Source organism: Labrys okinawensis (assembly GCF_047345005.1).
In the GTDB taxonomy this organism is placed as follows: domain Bacteria; phylum Pseudomonadota; class Alphaproteobacteria; order Rhizobiales; family Labraceae; genus Labrys; species Labrys okinawensis.
The window spans coordinates 3,944,230-3,967,504 of record NZ_CP178864.1 but is presented as its reverse complement, the minus strand read 5'-3'; the positions used below and the strand labels follow the sequence as shown (position 1 = coordinate 3,967,504).

21 protein-coding genes and 1 pseudogene are annotated in these 23,275 nt (G+C 63.4%); 15 read left to right on the top strand and 7 right to left on the bottom strand.

The window, feature by feature from the left end:
- Nucleotides 1-171 precede the first annotated feature (171 nt).
- The 8 genes from ACMDCR_RS18610 to ACMDCR_RS18575 all read left to right on the top strand — a co-directional run bounded on the left by ACMDCR_RS18610 (nt 172) and on the right by ACMDCR_RS18575 (nt 8,484).
- Entirely contained in the window at nt 172-888 is a 717-nt protein-coding gene (locus ACMDCR_RS18610; RefSeq protein WP_413988036.1) for a FadR/GntR family transcriptional regulator, read from the top strand.
- Nucleotides 885-2,054, top strand: a complete 1,170-nt coding sequence (locus ACMDCR_RS18605; protein WP_413988035.1) for a PLP-dependent transferase — start codon at nt 885-887, stop codon at nt 2,052-2,054. Before ACMDCR_RS18610 ends, ACMDCR_RS18605 begins: the two co-directional genes overlap by 4 nt.
- A 193-nt stretch (nt 2,055-2,247) precedes the next feature.
- Nucleotides 2,248-3,510 (top strand): ABC transporter substrate-binding protein, encoded by a 1,263-nt coding sequence (locus ACMDCR_RS18600; protein ID WP_413988034.1) that lies wholly within the window; start codon nt 2,248-2,250, stop codon nt 3,508-3,510.
- Nucleotides 3,511-3,711: 201 nt separating this feature from the next.
- A complete protein-coding gene (locus tag ACMDCR_RS18595) occupies nt 3,712-4,635 on the top strand; it encodes a carbohydrate ABC transporter permease (RefSeq protein ID WP_413988033.1) in 924 nt (307 codons plus the stop codon).
- A 2-nt stretch (nt 4,636-4,637) separates the two neighbouring features.
- Entirely contained in the window at nt 4,638-5,477 is an 840-nt protein-coding gene (locus ACMDCR_RS18590; RefSeq protein ID WP_413988032.1) for a carbohydrate ABC transporter permease, read from the top strand.
- 13 nt (nt 5,478-5,490) lie between these two features.
- The gene (locus ACMDCR_RS18585) at nt 5,491-6,564 is read left to right on the top strand and encodes an ABC transporter ATP-binding protein (protein WP_413988031.1); all 1,074 of its coding nucleotides are present in this window, start codon (nt 5,491-5,493) and stop codon (nt 6,562-6,564) included.
- Between the two features lie 217 nt (nt 6,565-6,781).
- The gene (locus ACMDCR_RS18580) at nt 6,782-7,987 is read left to right on the top strand and encodes an MFS transporter (RefSeq protein ID WP_413988030.1); all 1,206 of its coding nucleotides are present in this window, start codon (nt 6,782-6,784) and stop codon (nt 7,985-7,987) included.
- Nucleotides 7,988-8,130: 143 nt separating this feature from the next.
- Nucleotides 8,131-8,484: an ArsC family reductase gene (locus ACMDCR_RS18575; RefSeq protein WP_413988029.1), complete on the top strand. Its 354-nt coding sequence runs from the start codon at nt 8,131-8,133 to the stop codon at nt 8,482-8,484.
- Nucleotides 8,485-8,546: 62 nt separating this feature from the next.
- Here the strand turns inward: ACMDCR_RS18575 and ACMDCR_RS18570 are convergent, their stop codons facing one another.
- The 5 genes and pseudogenes from ACMDCR_RS18570 to ACMDCR_RS18550 all read right to left on the bottom strand — a co-directional run.
- On the bottom strand, nt 8,547-9,140 hold the full coding sequence (locus ACMDCR_RS18570) for a YdeI/OmpD-associated family protein (protein WP_413988028.1): 594 nt from the start codon (nt 9,138-9,140) through the stop codon (nt 8,547-8,549).
- 132 nt (nt 9,141-9,272) lie between these two features.
- Complete coding sequence (locus ACMDCR_RS18565; protein ID WP_413988027.1) at nt 9,273-9,626, bottom strand: DUF1428 domain-containing protein; 354 nt, start codon at nt 9,624-9,626, stop codon at nt 9,273-9,275.
- 108 nt (nt 9,627-9,734) lie between these two features.
- A complete protein-coding gene (locus ACMDCR_RS18560; RefSeq protein WP_413988026.1) occupies nt 9,735-10,226 on the bottom strand; it encodes a peptide deformylase in 492 nt (163 codons plus the stop codon).
- 165 nt (nt 10,227-10,391) lie between these two features.
- The gene (gene cueR, locus ACMDCR_RS18555) at nt 10,392-10,826 is read right to left on the bottom strand and encodes a Cu(I)-responsive transcriptional regulator (RefSeq protein ID WP_413988025.1); all 435 of its coding nucleotides are present in this window, start codon (nt 10,824-10,826) and stop codon (nt 10,392-10,394) included.
- Between the two features lie 14 nt (nt 10,827-10,840).
- Nucleotides 10,841-13,123 (bottom strand): annotated as a pseudogene (locus tag ACMDCR_RS18550) (heavy metal translocating P-type ATPase); the annotation flags it as partial.
- Between the two features lie 117 nt (nt 13,124-13,240).
- Here ACMDCR_RS18550 and ACMDCR_RS18545 point away from each other — a divergent pair.
- Nucleotides 13,241-13,444 (top strand): heavy-metal-associated domain-containing protein, encoded by a 204-nt coding sequence (locus tag ACMDCR_RS18545; RefSeq protein ID WP_413988024.1) that lies wholly within the window; start codon nt 13,241-13,243, stop codon nt 13,442-13,444.
- Nucleotides 13,445-13,453: 9 nt separating this feature from the next.
- Here ACMDCR_RS18545 and ACMDCR_RS18540 read toward each other — a convergent pair whose 3' ends face one another.
- Both ACMDCR_RS18540 and ACMDCR_RS18535 read right to left on the bottom strand, forming a co-directional pair.
- Nucleotides 13,454-14,452 (bottom strand): NAD(P)H-quinone oxidoreductase, encoded by a 999-nt coding sequence (locus ACMDCR_RS18540; protein WP_413988023.1) that lies wholly within the window; start codon nt 14,450-14,452, stop codon nt 13,454-13,456.
- A gap of 140 nt (nt 14,453-14,592) precedes the next feature.
- The gene (locus tag ACMDCR_RS18535) at nt 14,593-16,668 is read right to left on the bottom strand and encodes an ATP-dependent helicase (protein WP_413988022.1); all 2,076 of its coding nucleotides are present in this window, start codon (nt 16,666-16,668) and stop codon (nt 14,593-14,595) included.
- Between the two features lie 309 nt (nt 16,669-16,977).
- Here ACMDCR_RS18535 and ACMDCR_RS18530 point away from each other — a divergent pair, with 309 nt between their 5' ends.
- The 6 genes from ACMDCR_RS18530 to ACMDCR_RS18505 are packed head-to-tail and all read left to right on the top strand — an operon-like array spanning nt 16,978 to nt 23,144.
- Nucleotides 16,978-17,658 carry a hypothetical protein gene (locus tag ACMDCR_RS18530; protein WP_413988021.1) on the top strand — a complete coding sequence of 227 codons (681 nt, stop codon included), beginning with the start codon at nt 16,978-16,980 and terminating at the stop codon, nt 17,656-17,658.
- Entirely contained in the window at nt 17,655-18,875 is a 1,221-nt protein-coding gene (locus tag ACMDCR_RS18525; protein ID WP_413988020.1) for a DUF4350 domain-containing protein, read from the top strand. Before ACMDCR_RS18530 ends, ACMDCR_RS18525 begins: the two co-directional genes overlap by 4 nt.
- A complete protein-coding gene (locus ACMDCR_RS18520) occupies nt 18,853-19,809 on the top strand; it encodes an AAA family ATPase (protein ID WP_413988019.1) in 957 nt (318 codons plus the stop codon). Before ACMDCR_RS18525 ends, ACMDCR_RS18520 begins: the two co-directional genes overlap by 23 nt.
- The gene (locus tag ACMDCR_RS18515; RefSeq protein ID WP_413988018.1) at nt 19,806-21,116 is read left to right on the top strand and encodes a DUF58 domain-containing protein; all 1,311 of its coding nucleotides are present in this window, start codon (nt 19,806-19,808) and stop codon (nt 21,114-21,116) included. The genes ACMDCR_RS18520 and ACMDCR_RS18515 overlap by 4 nt, the downstream gene beginning before the upstream one ends.
- Nucleotides 21,113-22,210: a stage II sporulation protein M gene (locus ACMDCR_RS18510; RefSeq protein WP_413988017.1), complete on the top strand. Its 1,098-nt coding sequence runs from the start codon at nt 21,113-21,115 to the stop codon at nt 22,208-22,210. Before ACMDCR_RS18515 ends, ACMDCR_RS18510 begins: the two co-directional genes overlap by 4 nt.
- Entirely contained in the window at nt 22,194-23,144 is a 951-nt protein-coding gene (locus ACMDCR_RS18505; RefSeq protein ID WP_413988016.1) for an RDD family protein, read from the top strand. Before ACMDCR_RS18510 ends, ACMDCR_RS18505 begins: the two co-directional genes overlap by 17 nt.
- Nucleotides 23,145-23,275: the final 131 nt, after the last annotated feature.

Genomic DNA, 23,275 nt, shown 5'->3' with positions numbered 1-23,275 from the left:
CCCCCGCGAAGTTGGGGGAGGCCCGGGGCGCGCCCTGTAGCTCATACGAGCGCGATCGAGCCACCGGTAAAATCGTATTCTTGCCCGCAACGCTCTTGACATCTCCGCTCTGACAAAAAATAGTCAGATGTCAGACCAATTTTAGCTCGCTTGCTTTTCTGGAATTCATCCTTGCCGAATGCAACCCTCCAGGGCCTTGCTCCGCTGCCGTCCGCCGACCGGGCGGACGACGTGATGCGCGCCATTGGCGGGTTCATTGCCAGCTCCGGCCTGCAGCCCGGCGACCAGCTGCCGACCGAGCGCCAGCTCATGCAGGCGCTGGCGGTGGGGCGCTCGACGGTTCGCGAGGTGATCCGCAAGCTGCAGGCCCTCGGTGTGGTTGAATCGCGCAAGGGCAGCGGCACCTACCTGTTGCGCGGCATGTCGGCCGACACCATCCATGTGCCGCTGGTAATCGACGCCGCCCTCTTGCGCGACCGCCTGTTGCAGACACTCGACGTGCGACGCGGCCTGGAAGGGGAGGCCAGTGCGCTCGCGGCATTGCGCGCCACCCCTGAGGATATCGCCATCATCGAGGCCAAGCTCAACGCCATGGAGGCGGTGCATCTCGTCAAGGGCACGTCCGGGCGGGAGGATCTTGCCTTCCACCTCGCCATCTATGACGCCACTCACAACCCCCTGTTCGGCCAGCTGCTTGAACAGATGCGCGAAGCCTTCGAGAGTTTTTTTGAAGAGCCTTTCGACCGGCCCGACTTCGCGCGCCGGTCCTTTCCTTTTCATCGAGAACTTTTCAACGCCATCGCCTGTCATGATCCGGACACGGCGCGGCAAAAGACGCTCTCTATTCTCGAGATTGTCGAAGAAGACATTAAGGACATGTCCAGATGACGGAACCTCTTGCCGATTTTGACCGCGCCAGCCTTGTCGTCACCCATGACGACGAGCACGCCTTCGAAGCCGTGGTGCCGCCCATCGTGCAGAGTTCGCTCTTCACCTTTGCAACCTTCGAAGAGATGGCGGCCACCTATCGCGGCGAGCGTGCGAGGCCCGTCTATTCCCGCACCACCAATCCCACCACGCGCCTGTTCGAGCAGAAGATGGCCGAGCTCGAATGCACGCAGGACGCCATCGGCTTTGCCAGTGGCATGGGGGCGATTTCCTCCACCGTGCTCGCCTTTGTCGAGCCAGGCGATCGCATCGTGTGCGTGCGCCACGTCTATCCCGATGCCTACCGCCTGTTCGAAACGCTGCTGAAGCGCTGGCGGGTGGAGACCGTCTATGTCGACGGCCGCGACCTCGAAGCCGTCGCCAAGGCGCTGCCAGGGGCGAAGCTCCTCTATATGGAGAGCCCGAATAGCTGGATGATGGAGGCGCAGGACATCCGGGCCATGGCCGATCTTGCCAGGGCGAACGGCGTCATCACCGTGATCGACAACTCCTGGGCGACGCCCGTCTTCCAGCAGCCGATCCGCCACGGCGTCGACATCGTAATTCATTCGGCCTCTAAATATATCAGCGGGCATTCCGACGTGGTGGCCGGCGTGGCCGCTGGACGCGGGGACCTGATGGACGTCATCCGCAAGACGATCACGCCCTATCTCGGCGCAAAGCTCGCGCCCTTCGAGGCCTGGCTGCTGCTGCGGGGGTTGCGCACGCTGCCGACGCGCATGAAGGCGCATGAGGCGGCTGCGCTCATCATTGCCCGGCGCCTCGGCCAGCTGCCAGAGGTGACGGCGGTGCACCATCCCGGCCTCGGCAACGCCCTTCCGGCGAGCCTCAGCGGCACTTCCGGCTTATTCTCCTTCGCGCTCGACGACAGCGTCGACATTCCCGCCTTCGTCAATGCGCTGCGGCTGTTCAAGCTCGGCGTCAGCTGGGGCGGCCATGAAAGCCTCGTCGTGCCAGCCTTGGTGGCCCAAGCCCAGAATGCCGGACCCAATTCGGCGCTCGATTTCGGCGTTTCCGCCCGCATCGTGCGCCTTCACATCGGCCTGGAAGGGGCGGAGGCCCTGTGGGCCGACATCACCCAGGCTCTTGCCGCGTCAAAAAAATAGGAGCGGCACCACTGGCGCCTCGCGCGCTCAGACTCTGTTTGCTAGAGCAAATTGCGATTTCGTTGAATCTCAATTTTTCTCTAACTCTTTGTTTCGACGCACTTTCTTAGCCGAAAGGTCTGCCGACTTTTCTGGGAAGTGCCTAGGGCATGTCTTGAAATCGAACTGCAAAAAGCAGGAGAGGGGAGTCCCAATGTTCAGAAAGCTGCTACTGGCCGCCACGGCCTCATTTGCCATCACCATGCCGGCCTGGGCCGACACCACGCTGAAACTGACCGAGGTGATCACCAGCCCGGAGAGGACCGAGACGCTCAAGCAGATCGTCAAGACCTTCGAAGACGCCAATCCGGGCGTGAAGGTCGAGATCACCTCGCTGCCCTGGGGCCAGGCCTTCGAGAAATTCGCCACGATGGTCTCGGCAGGCGACACGCCCGACGTGGTGGAGATGCCGGACCGCTGGCAGTCACTCTATGCCAACAACGGCATGCTCGAAAATCTCGAACCCTATCTGGCCAAGTGGGAGCACACCAAGGAACTGAATGACCGCGCCCTGCAGATGGGCCGCTATGTCAACAACACGGCCTATGCGCTGCCCTATGGCTTCTATCTGCGCGCCTTGTTCTACAACAAGAAGCTGTTTGCGCAGGCCGGAATCGACGGACCGCCCAAGACGGTCGACGAGTTCGTGGAGGATGCCAAGAAGATCTCCGCCATTCCCGGCAAGTACGGCTACTGCCTGCGCGGGGGGCCGGGCGGCCTCAATGGCTGGATGATGTTCGGCGCCGACATGGCCGGCGACGGCACCTTCTTCAAACAGGACGGCACCTCCACCATGGCCGATCCCGGCTGGGTGAAGGGCGTCCAGGTGCTGACGGACCTTTACAAGAACGGCTATGCGCCCAAGGACAGCGTGAACTGGGGCTTCAATGAGATCGTCACCGGCTTTTATTCCGGCACCTGCGCCATGCTGGACCAGGATCCGGATGCGCTGATCGCCGTGGCTGACAAGATGGGCAAGGACGATTACGACGTCGCGCCCATGCCCAAGGGCCCGGCCGGCAAGACCTTCCCGACGCTGGGCTATGGCTCATGGTCGATGTTCGCCAATTCCGAGAACAAGGACCTCGCCTGGAAGCTGATCGCCACCCTCGATGGGCCCGAAGGCAACATCATCTGGAACAAGCGAACCGGCGCCCTGCCGGTGTACAAGTCGGCCGAGAAGGATCCCTTCTATGCCGATCCGAAGTTCAAGGGCTGGTTCGCTGAACTCGGCGATTCGAACGTCGTGCCGCTGGTGATGCCGACCTATCTGGAAGAGTTCGCCTATTTCGCCGACTCCATCGCCGTGAAGACGACGCAGCAGGCTCTGCTTGGCCAGCTCACGCCCGAACAGCTCGCCAGCCAGTGGGCGGATTACCTCACCAAGGCCCAGCAGAAGTTCCTGGCCAAGAAGTAACCCTCCCGGCACCACAGGCTTCCTGTCTGCTCTCGAACCTCAAGGGTTCGGGAGCAGGCGGCGAGGTCACCGGCTGGGCGAGATATGGGCGCCTGTGAACGAGATGCACCAGCGAGGTCCCCTTGCTTCCTTCCTAGATGTTTCATTTCGCTCATCTGTGCTCTCGCCACCTCATCCCACCCATTGACGATCGGAAACGGAATGGCATCGGCAGATATCTCCATCCAGTCCGTGCGCCGGAGCCGAAGCTACTGGCTGGCGCTCGAACCCTGGCTCTATGCGGCACCCTCGGTTATCCTGATCGCGGCGATCATGCTGGTGCCGCTCGCCATCGGCATGTCCTACGCCTTCAGGGATATCGAACTCCTGAAGCCCTTCGGCGGCGGCTATGTCGGGCTCGAGCATTTCCGCGACATCTGGGCCGACGGCAATTTCTGGAACGCCCTGAAGAACACCGTCTTGTGGACGGCCGTTTCGGTGGTCCTGCAATTCATTCTCGGCCTGATCCTGGCCCTGCTGCTCAACCGCCCGTTCCCCGGACGCGGCGTAGTGCAGGCGCTGGTCTTCCTGCCCTGGGCGGTGCCGAGCTTTCTCTCGGGCCTGAACTGGGCCTGGATGTTCAACCCCATCGTCGGGCCCGTGCCACACTGGCTCTTCGGTCTTGGCCTGATGGCGACGCCCGACAACATCCTGTCCAGCCCGGATCATGCCATCTGGGGCCCGATCGTCGCCAATGTCTGGTGGGGCTTTCCTTTCTTTGCCATCACGCTGCTCGCCGCCCTGCAGGCGATCCCGCAGGATATCTATGAGGCGGCCGAGATCGATGGCGCCGGTCCGATCAAACGCTTCTGGTCGATCACCGTGCCATTCCTGGCGCCCACTATCGCCATCACCGTGCTTTTGCGCGCTGTGTGGATCGCCAATTCGGCCGACCTCATCGTGGTGATGACGCGTGGCGGGCCGGCCGACTCCACCCAGATCATCGCGAGCTACATCTACACGCAGGCCTATATGCGGCTTGATTTCGGCTATGCCTCGGCCATCTCGCTGGTGCTGCTCGTCCTGCTCCTTCTCTACGCGGTCACGCTAATCGGGCTGCGCCAGATGCTGATCAGGAGGGCTTGACCATGCGCCGCTCCACAAAACGGTCGATCTACTGGGTCTTTCACTATCTGCTGATCGCGGTCTTCCTCGTTTTCGCGCTCTTCCCACTCTATTGGGTGTTCAAGGTCTCGATCACGCCGAACGACCTGCTCTATACAGAGGGCGTAAAGTTCTGGCCCTCCCGCTTCAGCTTCGACCACTATGTCTCGGTGATCAAGGCGACCGACTTTCCGCTTTATTTCCGCAACAGCGTGATCATCTCCGCCTGCACGGCCTTCTTCACCACCATCGTCGCGGCGGGAGCGGGCTATTCCTTCTCGCGCTTCGTCTATCGCGGCAAGTTCTGGCTCGTCGGGCTGATGCTGGTGACCCAGATGTTCCCGCTGGTGATGATCATCGCGCCAATCTTTAAGCTCTTCCAGCCGCTCGGCCTCAACAACTCGCTCACCGGCTTGATCATCATCTACACTACCTACAACGTGCCCTTCGCCGCCTTCCTGATGCAGTCCTTCTTCGACGGCATTCCGAAGGACCTGGAGGAAGCTGCGATGATCGATGGTGCTACGCGCTTCGGAGCGCTACGCCAGATCATCCTGCCGCTGACCATGCCGGGCATCGCGGCGACGCTCGGCTTCGTCTTCACGGCGGCATGGAGCGAACTCCTCTTCGCGTTGATGCTCAACACCAAAGACAATGTCATCACCTTCCCGGTGGGCCTGCTCAACTTCGTTTCGAAGTTTGCGGTCGACTTCGGGCAGATGATGGCGGCTGGTGTGCTGGCGCTCATCCCCGTCTGCATCTTCTTCTTCCTGATCCAGCGCTATCTGGTGCAGGGACTCACGGCCGGCGCCGTGAAGGGTTGAAAGGAAACTCGCGATGGCAAACATCGATGTGAAAGCCGTACGCAAGAACTACGGCGCCGTACCCATCCTCAAGGGCATCGACCTCTCGATCCGTTCGGGCGAGTTCGTAGTACTTGTGGGGCCTTCGGGCTGCGGCAAGTCCACGCTGCTGCGCCTGATTGCGGGGTTGGAGGACACTTCGCAGGGCGAGATCCTGATCGACGGCAAGACGGTCAACGACCTGCCACCCAAGGACAGGGACATCGCCATGGTCTTCCAGTCCTATGCGCTCTATCCACATATGAGCGTGCGCGACAACATGAGCTACGCCCTGAAGCTGAGGAAGAAAACCTCGGATTTCATCACCAAGGCGGTCAACCATGCGGGCACCAAGCTGGGGCTCGACGCGCTACAAGGGCGCAAGCCACGCCAGCTTTCCGGCGGACAGCGCCAGCGCGTCGCCATGGGCCGTGCCATCGTGCGCGACCCCAAAGCCTTCCTGTTCGACGAACCTCTGTCGAATCTCGATGCGCGCCTGCGCGAACAGATGCGCTTCGAGATCAAGAAGCTCCACCGCGACCTCAACGCCACATCGGTCTATGTCACCCACGACCAGATCGAGGCCATGACCATGGCCGACCGCATCGTTGCCATGCAGGGTGGCGTGATCCAGCAGGTCGGCGCTCCCTTGGATCTCTATGACGATCCCGCCAACATGTTCGTGGCCGGTTTCATCGGCTCGCCGGCGATGAATTTCCTCAATGCCGAGGTGGCACCTGCCTCGGGCGCGGACGGGCAGATGCTGAAGGTGGGCGATACGCCACTCGCCACGCTGCCGGGCAAGGGCCTGCCTTCCAGCGTGATCGTCGGCATCCGCCCCGAGCGTGTGGTGCTATCTTCGGCAGGCGACGTCCCCGCCCGCGTCGACCTCATCGAGCCGACGGGTTTGGGCACCGTCGCCCATCTCCAGATCGGCGGACAGGACCTCAAGCTCTTCACCACGGAGCGCCCGCAGATCACTGTGGGCGAGATGGTGAAGCTGGCGATCACGTCGGGGGATCTGCGCCTGTTCGACCCGGGCTCGGGTGCGAGAATCAGGATGGGATAGGGGGCATCCCTATCCATTCTCGCTGACCAGGCTGAGAAAGGCGCGGGCCCTCCCAAGCTTCGTGGGGGAGGCGAGACGCGCACGCCTTTCGACCGTTCTCCCCCACGAAGTGACTGGCCAAACCGCCACGTCCTGTGACACAACACCACAATTGTCTTTCAAATTAACGAGGCGCCTCAACCATCAGGCGTCTTTGCCTTTTCATGCGCAGGCTTTCATGTCCGATATTGCTTCGTCGAGCGAGGCGGCGTCTGCCCCCGATACGCCCGCTTGGGTGACGCTGTTGATGGCCGCCGCCTGCGGCATGATTGCCGCGAACCTCTATTACGCCCAGCCGCTCATCGGCCTGATCAGCGCCGATCTTGGCATGTCGCCCGCGGCGGCCGGTCTCATCGTCACCATGACGCAGGTCGGCTACGGCACTGGCCTGCTCTTCCTCGTGCCGCTCGGCGATCTCATCGAGAACCGCAAGCTGATCGTCAGCGTGCTCTCGATCTCCGTGCTCGGGCTCGCCGGCGCACTGATGGCGCGCAATGACGTGCAGTTTCTGGTCGCGGCGCTGTTTATCGGCATCGGCTCCGTTGCCATTCAGATCATCGTGCCCTTCGCTGCCTTTCTCGCACCGGCGGAGCAGCGCGGCCGCGTGGTCGGCAATGTCATGAGTGGCCTGATGATCGGCATCATGCTGGCCCGGCCGGTATCGAGCCTGATCACTGACTACACGTCCTGGCATGTCGTATTCGTGCTCTCCATTGCCATGATGGTAGTGCTCGGCCTCGTGCTTCTGCGCGCCTTGCCCTGGCGCCAGCCTCCGCCCGGTCCGAGTTATCGCGGTCTGCTCGCCTCGATGGCGATGCTCGTGCGCACGACGCCGATCCTGCGCCGCCGCGCTCTCTACCAGGCCGGCATGTTCAGCGCCTTCAGCCTGTTCTGGACGACATCGCCGCTGTGGCTGGCGAGTCCCGCCTTCGGCATGAGCCAGTCCGGCATTGCGTTGGTGGCGCTGGCCGGTGCGGCGGGTGCCGTGGCTGCGCCCATCGCCGGACGCATCGCCGACCGTGGCTGGAGCCGGCCGGCTTCGGCTATCGCCATGTCGCTGGGCGCCGTCGCCTTCCTGCTGACCCATATCGCCGAGCCCGGTTCAACCCTTTCGCTCGCCTTGCTGATCGCGGCGGCCATCGTGCTCGATTTCGGCGTCACCTCCAATCTCGTGCTGGGACAGCGCCTGATCTATGCGCTGGGCGACGAATATCGCAGCCGCCTCAACGGGCTCTATATGGCCACCTTCTTCTGCGGCGGCGCCATCGGCTCGGCGCTAGGCGGCTGGGCCTTCGCCCATGGAGGCTGGACGATGGCTTCCTGGATTGGCTTCTGCCTGCCGGTGCTTGCCCTGCTGTTCTTCGTGACGGAAAAGCGGGCGTAGGGAGGGGGAAGATTCGCAGGATTGGGCACGCCACACCCAGTGTGGCGATCACCGATCGCCATCTTCCTCTCCTGAAAACGTTCCGCATCCAAGATGTCGATCGGTGATCGACAGTCCAATGTTTCGCTTCCCAGGGCCATTCTATGACGATCACCATCTACGGCATCAAGAACTGCGACACCATGAAGAAGGCGCGCACGTGGCTCGATGGCCATGGCGTCGCCTATGCCTTCCACGACTACAAGGCCGAGGGCATCGACCGCCGGCACCTGCAGGCCTGGAGCAGGAATGTCGGCTGGGAAGTCCTGCTCAACAAGGCTGGCACCACCTTCAAGGCGCTGCCTGAAGCCGACAGGCAGGGGCTAGACGAGAGCAAGGCCATCGCACTGATGCTGGCCCAGCCCTCGATGATCAAGCGCCCGGTGCTCGACCTCGGCAATGGCAAGCTGTTGGTTGGCTTCAAGCCGGATATCTATGCGGCGGCGGTGAAGGGGTAGGGGTCTTTGGGGATCAACCGCAGCGTCCCTTGTTCTCCAATCCCAAATGAACGTCCGCCACCTTAATCGTCCAATCCCTTTCCATTGAGAATCGGCTGCCTGCATTTCTCGATCCTCGCCTCCCGGGTCTTGGCTTGCTTGGCGGAGGAGAAATAAAGAATGTAGCCCCTCTGCCGCCCTGGCGTTAAGGCCTCGAAAGCCTTCTTCAAGTTCGGGTCCTCATCCAATCGCGTCTGAAGCTCCTCGGGCATGGCGAATTCCCGGGTCTTCTTGAGTTCTACCTTCAGGCCGGCTTTCTCCACCTCGATGGCCTCGTGGATATAGGATTTCAGGGCATTTGCCTGTTTCACTATATCCTGGAGATGGGTGAAGCGCATCTGGCGTCCAGCCTGCACATGCTCCGTCTGCTGGATGAGGATGCCAGCGTCATCCTTCAACAGCGCGCCCTTGAAGAACAGCAGCGCGCAATAGTCCTTGAAGCCATGGATGAGAACGATGTTGGCGTCCTGGAACGTGTAGCAGGGATGACCCCACTTGAACTCTTCCGTCAGCTGGCATTCGAGTACGATGGTCCGCAATCTTTCGAATTCCTCGCGCCAGGTCTTGGCTCCATTCAAAAATGCGTCGACCTTGGGATTGGTTTTATTCGCCGTCATCCTGCGCCTTTCAACCGGTTTCCTGCCGGTCCCGAGTATGGCCCCGAATCCGGGCGGACGTCATCCACCCTCGGTCAGGCGAGCCAAGGCACGTCGTTCACTAAGTCTGAGAAGAATGATGCGTGCTCCCGCTCACATCTCCATCAGCGTCGTGAAGCCGCCATAGATCATGCGCTTGGCATCAAAAGGCGCGCTGGTCATGCTGTCCTTCAAGCGGGGATCGGCCATGACCTTGGCGTTGATGGCGTCGCGTTCCTGGCGCGAGGGATAAGTGATCCAGGAGAACACCACCACCTCGTCGTCCTTGGCCTGGACCGAGCGCGGGAACGAGGTCAGCTCGCCATAGGGAACGTCGTCGCCGACACATTCGACATAGGTAAGGGCGCCGTGCTCCTTCCAGACGGTGCCGGCCAGACGCGCCATATCCTCATAAGCTTTCAGATTCTGTCTGGGAACCGCCACCACGAAACCATCGACATAGGCCATATCGCTTCCTCCTGCTTCGACCGTCCGAAGGACGAACGGGCGGCAGGCTAGCCGACATTCGGCGTAAAATCTTTGGAGGGGAATGACATTACGCAACTTTAACGTGCATCAGCGCTGCTTCTCGAAACGCTTGATAACCCGCTCGCGCTTAAGGCGGGAGAGGCGTTGGATCCAGAAGATGCCGTCGAGCTGGTCGATTTCATGTTGCAGGCAGACCGCAAGCAGGCCGTCGGCTTCCTCGGTCTGCTCGACACCATGCTTGTCCTGATAGGCCACGCGCACACGAGCCGGGCGTGTGAGGCTCTCCGTCACCCCTGGCATGGAGACACTACCCTCGACATGGTCCTGCATTTCCTCGGACGACCATAGTATGCGCGGATTGGCATAGAGCCGCATGCGATTCTCGCCCGGCAGTTCCAGCACGGTCAGCCGCTGGAGAATGCCGAGATGCGGTGCGGTGATGCCGATGCCTGGCGCAGCGCGCATGGTGTCGAGGAGATCGGCCGCAAGGGCCTCCAGCGGCGCGCCGAAAGCGCTGACGGGCGTGGCGGCAAGGCGAAGACGGGGATCGGGGAAACGGAGAATGGGAAGGATAGGCATGGGGGAGGACTGGGTTTACTCGGTTTGACCGGCGAGACATTAGTGAAGGAGGCGCTGGGGTCACGGAGGGAAGAGGCGGACGAGGACGTCCGCGATCCCAGCCATCGCATCCATTCTACCGAAGTGGAGATCTAACTGGGGTGACTGCACCGCCTGTCGCGCCCTTCACGCCGCCCTTCGCCTTGCTTTCGCAGGCTTCGGCGCGGCCTCCAATCCGTGCGAGAGATCCTCGAGGATCGGGCAATCCGGCCGGCCGTCGCCGTGACAGTTGTGCACGAGGTGGCGCAGTGTCTTTGCCATGCCCTCGATTTCCTTCATCTTGCGCTCCAACTCGGCGATGTGGGCTTCCGCCACGCGTTTCACGTCGGCGCTCGCGCGCGTGCGATCGCTCCACAGGGCCAGCAGCGTCTCCATTTGCTCGACCGAAAAGCCGAGGTCGCGGGCGCGGCGGATGAAGCGCAGGGCGTGGATGTCGCTGGCGCCATAGACGCGGTAGCCCGCCTCGGTGCGGGCGACATTAGCCACCAGGCCGATCGATTCATAATAGCGGATCATCTTGGCCGAGACGCCGGAGGTGGCGGCAGCTTCACCGATATTCATGGCAGGAACTCCCATCAGGTGGAGGTTGTGGTGGGCTGGAACCGCCTCAGCCTTAACGCATTGGTGACGACGAAGACGCTGGACAGCGCCATGGCGCCCGCCGCCAGCATGGGCGAGAGCAGGGTGCTGTTGAAGGGGTAGAGCAGACCGGCGGCGATCGGGATCAGTGCGACATTATAGGCAAAAGCCCAGAACAGGTTCTGCCCGATATTGCGCATGGTCGCCTTCGAGAGGCCGATCGCCCTCAGGACGCCGAGAGGATCTCCTGACATCAGCACCACATCGGCACTCTCGATGGCGATATCCGTACCCGTGCCTAAGGCGATGCCCGCATCGGCGCTGGCGAGAGCCGGGGCGTCGTTGATGCCGTCGCCCACGAAGGCCACCTTGCGGCCACCGGCAGCGAGGCGTTTCACTGCCTCCGCCTTGCCATCCGGCAGGATCTCGGCCTCGACAAGATCGATCCCCAGCTTTCTCGCAATGGCTTCGGCCGTCTTGCGGTTGTCGCCCGTGATCATCGCCACGTCCAAGCCTGAGGCTTTGAGGGCAGCGACGGTCGCTGCCGCTGAGGGCTTGACGGGATCGGCGACGCCAATGAGAGCGGCGACCCGGCCGTCGATAACAGCGATCAGGGGCGTGCGGGCCGCTTCGCCGAGGGCGCCGGCTCTGGCGGCGAGGCCAGATGTATCGATGCCACGCTCGGCCAGCCACCGCCACGAACCGATGAGGACGGTGCGGCCTCCGATGCTGCCGACAACACCCCGGCCCGGCTCAGCCTGGAAGCCATCCACCGGCTGCAGCAGGAGATTGCGCTCCCGGGCCGCCTCAACGATGGCTGTCGCGATAGGGTGTTCGGAGCGAGCCTCGACGGCGGCGATGAGTGCGAGCACCTCATTACCGTCGAAACCGGGGACCAGCTCGAAATCCGTGACCGCCGGGCTGCCTGACGTCAGCGTGCCTGTCTTGTCGAACGCGATAACGCCGATGTCGCGCAGACTCTGCAGTGCATCACCGCGCCGGAAGAGCACGCCAAGCTCGGCGGCGCGGCCGCTGCCAACCATGATCGAGGTTGGCGTCGCCAGGCCCATGGCACAGGGGCAGGCGATGATCAGCACAGCCACGGCATTGACGAGCGCAAAGCTCAGCGCCGGGCTCGGGCCGAGGATCAGCCAGGCCACGAAGGTGACCACGGCGGCAGCGATCACGCCGGGCACGAACCAGGCGGTGATGCGGTCGACCAGTGTCTGGATCGGCAGCTTCGCGCCCTGGGCGGCCTCGACCATGCGAATGATCTGCGCCAGCAGCGTCTTCGAGCCGACCTTGGTGGCACGGAAGGTGAAGCTGCCTGTCTTGTTGATGGTGCCCCCGATGACTTCTGTGCCCGCGGTCTTGGCAACCGGCACTGGCTCACCGGATATCATCGCTTCGTCGACAAAGGAGGAGCCTTCGATCACCTCGCCGTCGACAGCGATCTTCTCTCCGGGACGTACGCGGATGAGGTCGCCTGCCTTGAGTTCGGTAATCGGCACCTCGAGCTCGACACCGTCACGCAGGCGCAGCGCCGTCTTGGCCTGAAGCGCGGCCAGCTTGCGGATGGCCTCGCTCGTTTCGCCCTTGGCGCGGGCTTCGAGATAGCGGCCGAGTAGGATCAGCGTCACGATCACACCAGCGGCCTCGTAATAGACATTGGCAGTGCCCTCCGGCAGCAAGGCGGGGAGGAATGTGGCGACCACGGAATACAGCCAGGCAGCTCCCGCTCCGAGTGCCACCAGCGCGTTCATGTCCGGTGTGCCGCGCAGAAAGGTGGGAACGCCCTTGCGGAAGAAGCGCAGGCCGGGTCCGAACAGGACGAGGCTGGTGAGCACGAACTGGGCGTACCAGTTCCCCGCGCCGAGCGTCATCATTACCTGGTGATGAAAGGCCGGCACGAGATGCGAGGCCATCTCCACCAGGAAGACGGGCAAGGTCAGCGCGGCGGCGAGGGTGAGGTCGCGACGCAGGGAGGCGAGTTCGGCGGTGCGTGCGCTGCGCTCGGGATCATCGGCACGTTCTTCCTCGATGACATGCGCCTCATAGCCCGCTTTGGCGATAGCGGCCAGCACGGGCGGAAGATCCGGCTTGGCGGCGAAATCGACCTGGGCACGTTCGGTCGCCAGATTGACGGAGGCCCTGGAAACGCCGGGCGAGCCGGCGATGGCCTTCTCGACCCGCCGCACGCAGGAGGCGCAGGTCATGCCGTCGATGGCGAGTTCATAGGTGGTCGAGGCGTCGTGGAACGAAGACATGGCAATCCCTTTCCGGGTATTGCTCATGTAAGTAATCCTTCCCATGATTGGAAGGTCAAGGGGCACCGATTGCGCTTAACCTTCCAACGATGGGAAGCTTTACAATACTGCTAAACCGTGGAGAATCCCATGATCACCCTGAAAGTCCCCGAAATGAGCTGCGGCCATTGCATCAAGACGATTGATGGTGCCGTAAAATCCATTGATCCCAAGGCCACTGTCGACGCCAATCTTGGCGCGCACACCGTCTCGGTGAAAAGCGCGGCCAACGAGGCCCGTCTGCGCGAAGCTATCGCTGAAGCCGGCTACGTCAATGAGAAGGTGGCGGCCTGAATCTGCCGCCTACACGGTCAGCACGATCTTCCCGATATGGCTACCGGCTTCCATCAAGGCATGCGCTTCGGCCGCCTTGGCGAGCGGGAAGGTCTTATAGATGAGAGGCCGGCAGTGCCCCTCCGCGAGCAGGGGCCACACCTTCGTCTCCAAATCGCGGGCAATCGCCGCCTTCGCCGCCACCGATTGAGGCCGCAGCGTCGAGCCGGTATGGACAAGGCGCTTGGTCATCAAGCGGGTGAAATCGAGCTCGACCTTCGAGCCTTCCAGGAAGGCGATGCTGACGATGCGGCCATCCATCGCCACCACATCGTAGTTCTTGCTGATGTAGGCCCCGCCCACCATGTCGAGGATCAGGTTGGGGCCATGCCCCTCCGTCGCCTCCTTCACGGCGACAGCCCAGTCGCCCAGCCTGTAGTTGATGGCGATATCCGCTCCCAATTTAAGGCACGCCTCGCATTTTTCGGCCGAGCCGGCGGTGACGATCACGCTGGCACCGAAGGCCCTGCCCAGCATGATCGCCGTGGTGCCGATGCCCGAGGAGCCTCCATGCACCAGGAAGGTCTCCCCGGCCTTCAGCTGCCCGCGCTGGAAGGCATTGTACCAGACGGTGAAGAAGGTCTCCGGCAGCGCGGCGGCGTGGATCATATCCAGCCCGTCGGGGATCGGCAGCGCGTGGCTTTCGTCGGTGCGCACATAGTCGGCATAGCCTCCGCCCGGGGTGAGGGCACAGACCTTGTCGCCCAGCTTCCAGCGCTTGACGGCGGGGCCGACAGCTGCGACCTCGCCGGCCACCTCGAGCCCCGGCAGGTCCGAGGCCCCCTTGGGCGGGGGATAGGCGCCCGCGCGCTGGAACACATCCGGCCGGTTCACGCCGGCGGCCGCCACCTTGATCAGGATTTCGGTATCGCCGAACGCCGGCAGCGGCCGCTGTTCGGGTACCAGCACCTCAGGGCCACCGGGTGTGCTGATGGCGACCGCAGTCATGGCGGAGGGCAGGGTGGTCATTGGGATTTCCTCGTCTGACAGGATCGGCATTTCAGATGGGCAAGATGGCCGCTCGCAGAAGGGCCTGACCGGCACACCGGCATGCGCCTCTTCCGATTGATGCGGTGGTTCAAACGCAGACAAGACGTCGGCGCTCCCAGTCAGCGCCACATGCCACGCATCTTGTCGCGCAAGTCTACCGGCTTGTGAACAGTTCTCGCCCCGGATGTGCTCGAAGCGGAGGCCATCGGCCACATTACCTGCTCGAAATGCGAGAGAATGGCCGCCGGGATGAAGCGCGTGCGGTTGGCATAGATGTGCCGATCGCCCTGGGCATGCTGGCCGTGGGTGAAGAAGCGCTGCGGCATGACGAGGTGCAGGCTGTCGCGCGCCCGGGTCATGGCGACATAGAGGAGGCGGCGCTCTTCCTCCAGCTCGTTCTTCGAGCCGGCGGCAACATCGGCCGGCAGGCAGCCATCGACGGTGTTGAGCACGAAGACGGACTTCCACTCCTGCCCCTTGGCGGAGTGGATGGTGGAAAGGATGAGATAATCCTCGTCGCGGGAGGGCGGTCCCGCCTCGTCGCTGGTGGCGCTGGGCGGGTCAAGGGTCAGCTCGGTGAGGAAGCGCTCGCGCGAAGCGTAACTCGCCGCGATTTGTTCGAGCTGCAGGAGGTCGGCGCGCCGCACGGTGGCGTCCTCATGCATACGGTCGAGATGGGGCTCATACCAGCGCCGTACAGCTTCCATCTCGCCGGGCCATTCGCTCTGGTTCCTGCGCAGGGCCTGGACCATGGCCACGAAGGGTGGCCAATCCTCGCCGGCGCGGGGCGGGACGGGCAGGGTGGCGATGTCGTCGACATCGACGGCGTCCAGCACCTTGGCGGCGCTGCCGGGCCCGACGCCCGGCAGCAATTGCAGGACGCGGAAACCGGCCACGCGGTCGCGCGGGTTCTGGGCCCAGCGCAGCACGGCCAGCATGTCCTTGACATGGGCAGCGTCGAGAAACTTCAGGCCGCCGAACTTCACGAAGGGAATATTGCGCCGCACGAGTTCCACCTCCAGCGGGCCGGAATGGTGCGAGGTGCGGAACAGCACGGCCTGCTGCTTCAAAGTCATGCCCTCCTCGCGGTTTTCCAGGATGCGGGCGGCGACGAAATCGGCTTGCGACGCCTCGTCCCTGACCGTGACGAGTTGTGGCTTTTCGGTGGATTGGCGGTCTGTCCAGAGATTCTTGGTGAAGCGCTCGCTGGCGAGGCTGATCACCGCATTGGCGGCAGAGAGGATCGGCTGGGTCGAGCGGTAATTGCGGTCGAGCGTGACGATCTCCGCGGGCGGTGAGAACTGCTCCGGGAAATCCAGGATGTTGCGCACCGTGGCGGCGCGAAAGGAATAGATCGACTGCGCATCGTCCCCCACCACCGTCAGGCCATGGCCGTCGGGCTTGAGAGCCAGGAGGATGGAGGATTGCAGGCGGTTGGTATCCTGATACTCGTCGACAAGGACATGATCGAAGCGCGCTGCGATATCGGCGGCGATCATCGGCTCGGCCACCATCTGCGACCACCAGAGCAGCAGGTCGTCATAGTCGAGCACATTGTTCTGGAGCTTGGCCTCGACATAGCCGGAGAAGAGGGCGTGCAGGTCCGCCGCGCAATCGAGGCACCAGGGGAAGGCCTCCTTCAATACGCCCTCCAGCTCCTCCTGCGCATTCACCACGCGCGAATAGATGGTGAGGCAGGTATTCTTGGTGGGAAAGCGGTTCTCCTTCTTCGAGAAGCCGAGTTCGTGGCGCACCAGGTTCATCAGATCGGCCGAATCCTCCCGGTCATGGATGGTGAAGGAGGGATCGAGCCCGATCTGGAAGGCATGTTCGCGCAGGAGCCGGGCGCCGATGGCATGGAAGGTGCCGGCCCAGGCAAGACCCTCGCTGAGGCTCGAGCCCTTGGCCCCGAGCACGCTGGTGGCGATGCGCTCGACCCGGCGCCTCATGTCGTCGGCTGCCCGGCGCGAGAAGGTGAGCAGCAGCATGCGGCGGGGATCGGCGCCTTCGGCGATCAGATGAGCCACGCGGTGGGCGAGCGTGTTGGTCTTGCCGGACCCGGCGCCGGCGATGATCAGCAGTGGCGCGGCTGCCTTGCCTCCGCCATGCTCAACGGCACGGCGCTGGCCCTCGTTGAGTCTCGCCAGGTAGTCCAGCGGTTCGGCGGTTTTGACGGCTGCTGCGTGGGCATTCATGGCCTGACCTCGTGGCGGACGGTGAAGGCAGCCCGGCGCGATTCGACAGGCCGCCAGAGCCTAGCCACGATATCTGAACAAAGATAGAACGCAGTGATGCAGCTGTCGCATCCCGACCGCAGGATACCGGCGACGATCACCTTCCGTTGGCAAATGTGGGTGGTGAGGTCGATTGTGTTCCCTGGGTGCTTGCTCCGCATGGGCGAGCACGACATGCTGTCCGAATGAAGGTGGGCTTGCCGGCGTTTGTTGCGAGATTTTAACAAGATATTTGAAGGGACTGGCGGGCGTGTCGTAGCATGCCTGCGTGTGGCCATCATTATCTTGACCATGCTCGCTTCGGCGGCGGCCATTCCTGCGCTTGCTGCGCCCGATCCGGCAGTGACAGCGCAGGACGTAACGCGTGACCTCGGCCTGCAACCGGACTTGCCCGGCAACAAGAACGAAATCATCACCCCCGAGACCAGGGCGAAGCAGGCCGAGAGGCCCCGTTCCGATATCGGCAAATTCATGGCCGGCGACTTCGTCCGCTTCCTGCTTTACGGCGCTCTCCTTGCCGGCATCGTCTTCGCGATCTGGACCATGCGCGACCGCCTGCCGGCGCTTGGCCGCCGCAGGCTGGTAGCCAGGGATCAGGCGGTCCAGGCCGTCCATGATGCCGCGGTCGAGCGAATGGTGGTGGCCCAGATGGAGGCCGACGAACTGGCACGGCAGGGACGCATCGCCGAGGCCATGCACGCGCTCCTACTAAGGAGCCTGATCGAGGTGCGGCGGCGTCTCAATGTCAGCTTCGCGGATTCGCTCACCAGCCGCGAGATCCTAAAGGTGCTAAGCCTGCCCGAGGTCGGCAAGCTCTCGCTCGCGGACATCATTCGCCGTGTCGAGGTGGTCTATTTCGGCGAGCATCCGGCCAGTGAGCGGGACTATGCCGCCTGCCGCGACAGCTATGAGAGGCTGACACAAGCCATGCAGGCGAGGCTGGCTTCATGAGCGAGCAATCGACCTTCTCCGGACCGGTCGTCGCCGTGCTGATCGCTGGCGCGACAGCGGTGTTTGCGCTCTCCATGCTGCTGATGATCAACGGCTCGTCCGAGGATACCAGCTACGCCACGACGACCAAGTCGATCTCGGCCATCGGCCATGCCGGCCTTTATGAACTGGCGCAGCGCTTCGACATTCCGGTGGAGCGCAGTCGCATCAACGGCGTGGTGGCGCCGGGCGAGGGGGGCATCCTGGTGATGGCGGAGCCGACCTCCTCCTTCTCCAGCGACGACATTATTCGCCTCGGGCGGGAATCCAATGTACTGCTCGTCCTGCCCAAGCGCTGGGCGAGCGCCGATCGGTCGCGTTCGGGCTGGATCCGCTCGACCTCCCCGATACCGGAGAGCTGGGTGGCCGGCATTGTCGGTCTGGTCGATGCCAAGGCCAGCATCACGCGCGGCGATCCGCCGAGAGCCTGGGACCGCAACGAGATTGGTATCGATCCCTCCTTCGACGACGGTGCCCAGCTGATCAAGAGCGATGCGCTGACCCCGATCGTCGGCAATGCGCAGGGCATGCTGATCGGCGAGAAGCTCGACGGTGACCGCCGCACCTGGGTCCTATCCGATCCCGACATCATCGAAAACCATGGGCTGGCCAAGGGCAGGAATGCGGCTTTCGCCATGGCTCTCCTCAACGCCATGCGCGACGGGGACAGTGGCAAGGTGGTGTTCGACGAAACCATCCACGGCATGGTCAATGTCGTCGACAGCCCTTTCAAGAAGCTGTTCCAGTTCCCCTATGTCATCGTGCTGGTGCTCGTATTGAGCGCCGCCGGCCTGCTGATATGGGCGACGACGTCCCGCTTCGGCAAGCCGCGCCAGGCGCCGCCCGCCTTTGATTTCGGCAAAGGGCGCCTGATCGCCAACACCGCCTCACTGCTCGACCGGGCCGGGCACCATGCTTTTGTGATGCGCCGCTATGTCCGCGCGACCCTCCGCGATGCCGGCCGACTGTTCCACGCGCCGCGCCAACTCGACGACGAGCAGCTGGCCGCCTGGCTCGACAAGATTGGCGCGTCGCGCGGCATCGATACCAAATCCGCCGATATCCTTGCTCGCACCTCGGACAGCCACAGCACCAGCCTCCTCGTGCTGTTCCAGGCTGCGCGCGACATTCATCAATGGAAGGAAGATATCTCCGATGGAACTTCAGCACGTAGCTGAGATCGCCGACGGCATACGCAAGGAGGTCGGCAAGGCCATCGTGGGCCAGGACGAGGTCATCGAGCTGATGCTCACCGGCTTGCTCTGCGGCGGCCATATCCTGCTCGAAGGCGTGCCGGGCACCGGCAAGACCTTGCTGGCACAGGCTTTCGCCTCGACCCTGTCGCTGAATTTCGGCCGCGTGCAGTTCACGCCGGACATGATGCCGGGCGACGTGCTCGGCACCAATCTCTTCAATTTCCAGACCAACAGCTTCGTGCTGACCCAGGGCCCGATCTTCACCGACCTCCTGCTGGCCGACGAGATCAACCGTACACCGCCCAAGACGCAGGCTGCCCTGCTGCAGGCCATGAACGAGCGTGCGGTGACTATCGACGGGAAGACCTACAGCCTTGGCGCCGACTTCATGGTGGTGGCGACTCAAAACCCGATCGAGCAGCAGGGCACCTATCCCCTGCCGGAAGCCCAGCTCGACCGCTTCCTGTTCAAGATCGATGTCGCCTATCCCACGCGGGACGAGGAACGGGCGATCGTCACGCAGCATGGCCACCGCTCGGCCATGCCCAGGCTCTCCGATTTCGGCATCCAGGCGCTGGCCGATCCGACAACGCTGGCGGACCTGCGCGTCACCAGCGAGCAGATCGTGCTGAACCCGCAGATCATCGACTATATCGTCGATGTCGTGCGCGCCACGCGCCAGCACCAGGCGATCGAGACGGGCGGCTCGACCCGCTCTGCCAATGCGCTGGCCTCGTCCGTGCGGGCGCTCGCGGCGCTGAACGGGCGCAATTTCGTCATTCCCGACGATGTAAAACGGCTGGCGCTGCCGATCCTGCGCCACCGCATCGTGCTCGCGCCCAATGCCGAGATCGACGGCCTGACGCCGGACCGTATCGTGCGCGAGATCCTGGACCAGACGGCTGCCCCCCGATGATCCGACCGACGCCACGCGCCGTGCTGCTGTTCAGCCTGGGGATTCCGGTGGCCCTGCTGATGCTCGTCTGGAATCCGGCCCTATGGCCGTTCTCCTTCGATCTCAGCCTGCTGGCGCTGCTGGTGACGGGCGTGGACGCGCTGCTGATCATGCCGAAGCGTGCGCTCGGCGTCGGTGTCGGCGCACCGCCGCGGCTGCCGGTCGGCAATGAAAGCAGCATCGAGGTGGCGTTGAACACGGCCAAGTCCGTGCGCCCCGTCTGGATCGAGGCGGCCATCGATACCGATGGCCCGCTGGAAACGCCGCCTGCCCGTTCCATCCGCTTCGCCGGGCCGGCCGAAGTCATTGCAATCCCGTTCTCGGCGCTTCGACGCGGTATCGTGGAGCTCCAGGCGCTCTGGCTGCGATGGCAGGGGCCGTTGGGTCTGGTGGAATGCCGCGTCCGCCAGGCGCTCGCCGACAGGATCGAGATCCTGCCCTCCACGCGCATGTCCTGGGGGCCGGCGATCCAGGCGCTGAGCAAGAGCGCGATCTACGGCACCAAGACGCAGAACCAGAAGGGCGAAGGTACCGAGTTCGATACGCTGCGCGAACATGTGGCCGGGCTCGATTCTCGCTTCATCGACTGGAAGCAATCGGCCCGCCACCGCAAGCTCCTGTCGAAGGAGTTCCGTATCGAGCGCAACCACCAGATTATCCTGGCCTTCGACACCGGCCATCTCATGCTGGAGCCGATCGACGGGCTGGCGCGGCTCGACCATGGCATCGAGGCCGGACTGATGCTGGGCTGGACGGGTCTGCGCGCCGGCGACCTCGTCGGCAGCTTCGGCTTCGACGCCACCGTCCGCCAATATCTCGATCCCGGCCGCGGCGGATCCTATTATTCACGCCTGCAGCGGGCGGCGGCGCAGCTTGCCTACCACACCGAGGAAACCAACTTCACCCTCGGCCTCGCCGAACTGAATTCGCGCCTGAAGCGCCGGGCACTGGTGGTGCTGTTCACCGAATTCGTCGACAGCGTGATGGCCGAATTGCTGATCGAGAGCCTGAAGCGCATGGCCAACCGTCATGCGGTGATCTTCGTCACCCTGCAGGATCCGCTGACGGCGCGCCTCGTCGAGGCCGAGCCGCAGGATTTCGGTACTATGGCGGAGGCTGTCGTGGCGCATGACTTCGCGCGTGAACGGGCGATCGTGATGCAGCGCATCGCCAGGCTTGGCGTGCATTGCGTCGATGTACCCGTAGGCGGGCTTTCGGTCGCGCTTCTGAACCGCTATCTCGAAATCAAGCAGAAAGGCCTGCTATGACGATGCTCGATGCCGGATTTCCAGGCCGCGATGCTGGCGGCCCGGCGCCTACCATCATCGGCACCTCACCGGAGCCGCGCGCCAATGTCGTGCTGCGCTCGGCCGAGTTCCGCCGCGGGCGCGAGGAAAGCTGGCGCGAGCTGGACGATCTGGTGCAACGCGTCGAAAAGCGCGGCATCCGTTCGGTTTCGGCTGACGAACTGGAGAAGATGCCGCTGCTGTACCGCTCGGCGCTGTCCTCACTCTCGGTGGCGCGCTCCATCGCACTCGACCGCAATCTCCTGCGCTATCTCGAGAGTTTGACGCTGAGGGCCTATCTGATCGTTTATGGCCCACGCACCAGCCTGTTTGCCGGCCTCGGCCAGTTCTTCCGGCGCGGTTTTCCGGCCGCGGTGCGCAAGGTCGGCTGGCATATCCTGATTTCCTTCTCCGCCCTGGTGATCGGCATCATCGCCGGCTATCTGATCGTCGCCAGCGACGAGGAATGGTTCAACGCCATCATGCCCGACGACCTTTCCGATGGCCGCGGCCCGACGGTGACGGCGGAGGAACTGCGTACAACCGAGCTCTTCGCGCCCTGGCCCGGCTTCAAGAATGCCTTCATCGTCTTCGCCAATTATCTCTTCCGCCACAATTCGATGGTGGCCATCCTTTCCTTCGGCCTCGGCTTCATGGCTGGCGTGCCGACACTGCTGCTGATGGTCTATCAGGGGCTGATCCTTGGCGCCTTCATCGCCATTCACGCCCGGCGCGGCGTGTTCGTCGATTTCATCGGCTGGCTCTCGATCCACGGGGTCACCGAGCTCGGTGCCTTCGTGCTCTGCGGCGCGGCCGGCCTGCTGGTCGCCGAGAAGATCCTGTTTCCGGGGCGCTATACGCGGCTGGAAAGCCTGGCCATCCATGGCAAGCAGGCCGCCATCATCGTGGGCGGGTCGGTCGCCATGCTTTTCATCGCCGGGATCATCGAGGGCGGCTTCCGGCAGCTCGTCGGCGTGACCTCCTGGCGTTTCGCCTTTGCCGGCGTGACGGCCGTGCTCTGGTTTCTCTACTTCATGTCCGGCCGCAAGGAGGAGCAACATGGCCCCCCCACCTAAGCCGCCTGCCGGCGACCGCGTCTCCGAGCTGCTGGAAGGCCGCCAGCGCCGCACGCACCAGATCATCACGCCCGAGGGTGTCGCGATCCACGTGGACGTGGCCGACCGCGGCGAGCGGCTTGGCGCCTTCTTGATCGACGTCGTGATCTGGTTCGGTGCCACGATCCTGATCTGGATCGCGCTGATATCCACCTTGCTGAGCGGAGGCGCCGGTGCGGATGTCGCCGTCACCGTCATCGCCTTCACTTCCTTCCTCTTGCGCAACCTCTATTTCATCCATTTCGAACTCGCCTGGCAGGGCCAGACGCCGGGCAAGCGCGCCACAGGCCTCAAGGTGATCGACCGTAAGGGCGGCGTGCTGACGCCGGCGGCGATCGTGGCGCGCAACCTCACCCGTGAGATCGAGTTCTTCGTGCCGCTGCAATTGGTGTTCGGGCTGATGGCGGCGGACAGCGGCAACGAGAGCTGGCAGATCCTGTCCGTGCTTGGCTGGGTGATCCTGCTGACTGCCCTGCCTTTCTTCAACCGTGACCATTTGCGTGCGGGCGATCTCATCGGCGGCACGCTGGTGATCGCATTGCCCAAGCGCTCCCTGGCGCTCGACCTCACCCAGGCCTCCGCCAGGGCCTCGCAGCGCTTCACCTTTACCAGCAGCCAGCTCCAGGCCTATGGCGCCTATGAGCTGCAGGTGCTGGAGGAGATTCTGCGCCGGCCCGAGAGTGCCGAGACCTGGCGCATCCACCGCGAGATCGCCGAGAAGATCATCCGCCGTATCGGCTGGCAGGGCACGTTCGAGTCCAATGCCGCCAGGGATTTCCTGCAGGCGTTCTACGCCGCCGAACGGGCCGAACTCGAGCGCGGCCAGCTTTTCGGGCGCTATCGCGACGACAAGAATTCGGGCTTGCGCCGGGCGGGCGAGCCGGCGAAGCCCTGAGTGAAGCAGATTCCCGCAAAGCCTTACCGCAGTTTTCCGGCAAGACACTGCATTCGGGCGAGCACCGCGAAACCGGGGTCTGTCCGCGCGTGAGCGCTATGGCCTGTGCAATTCCTCCCATTGTATGGCGG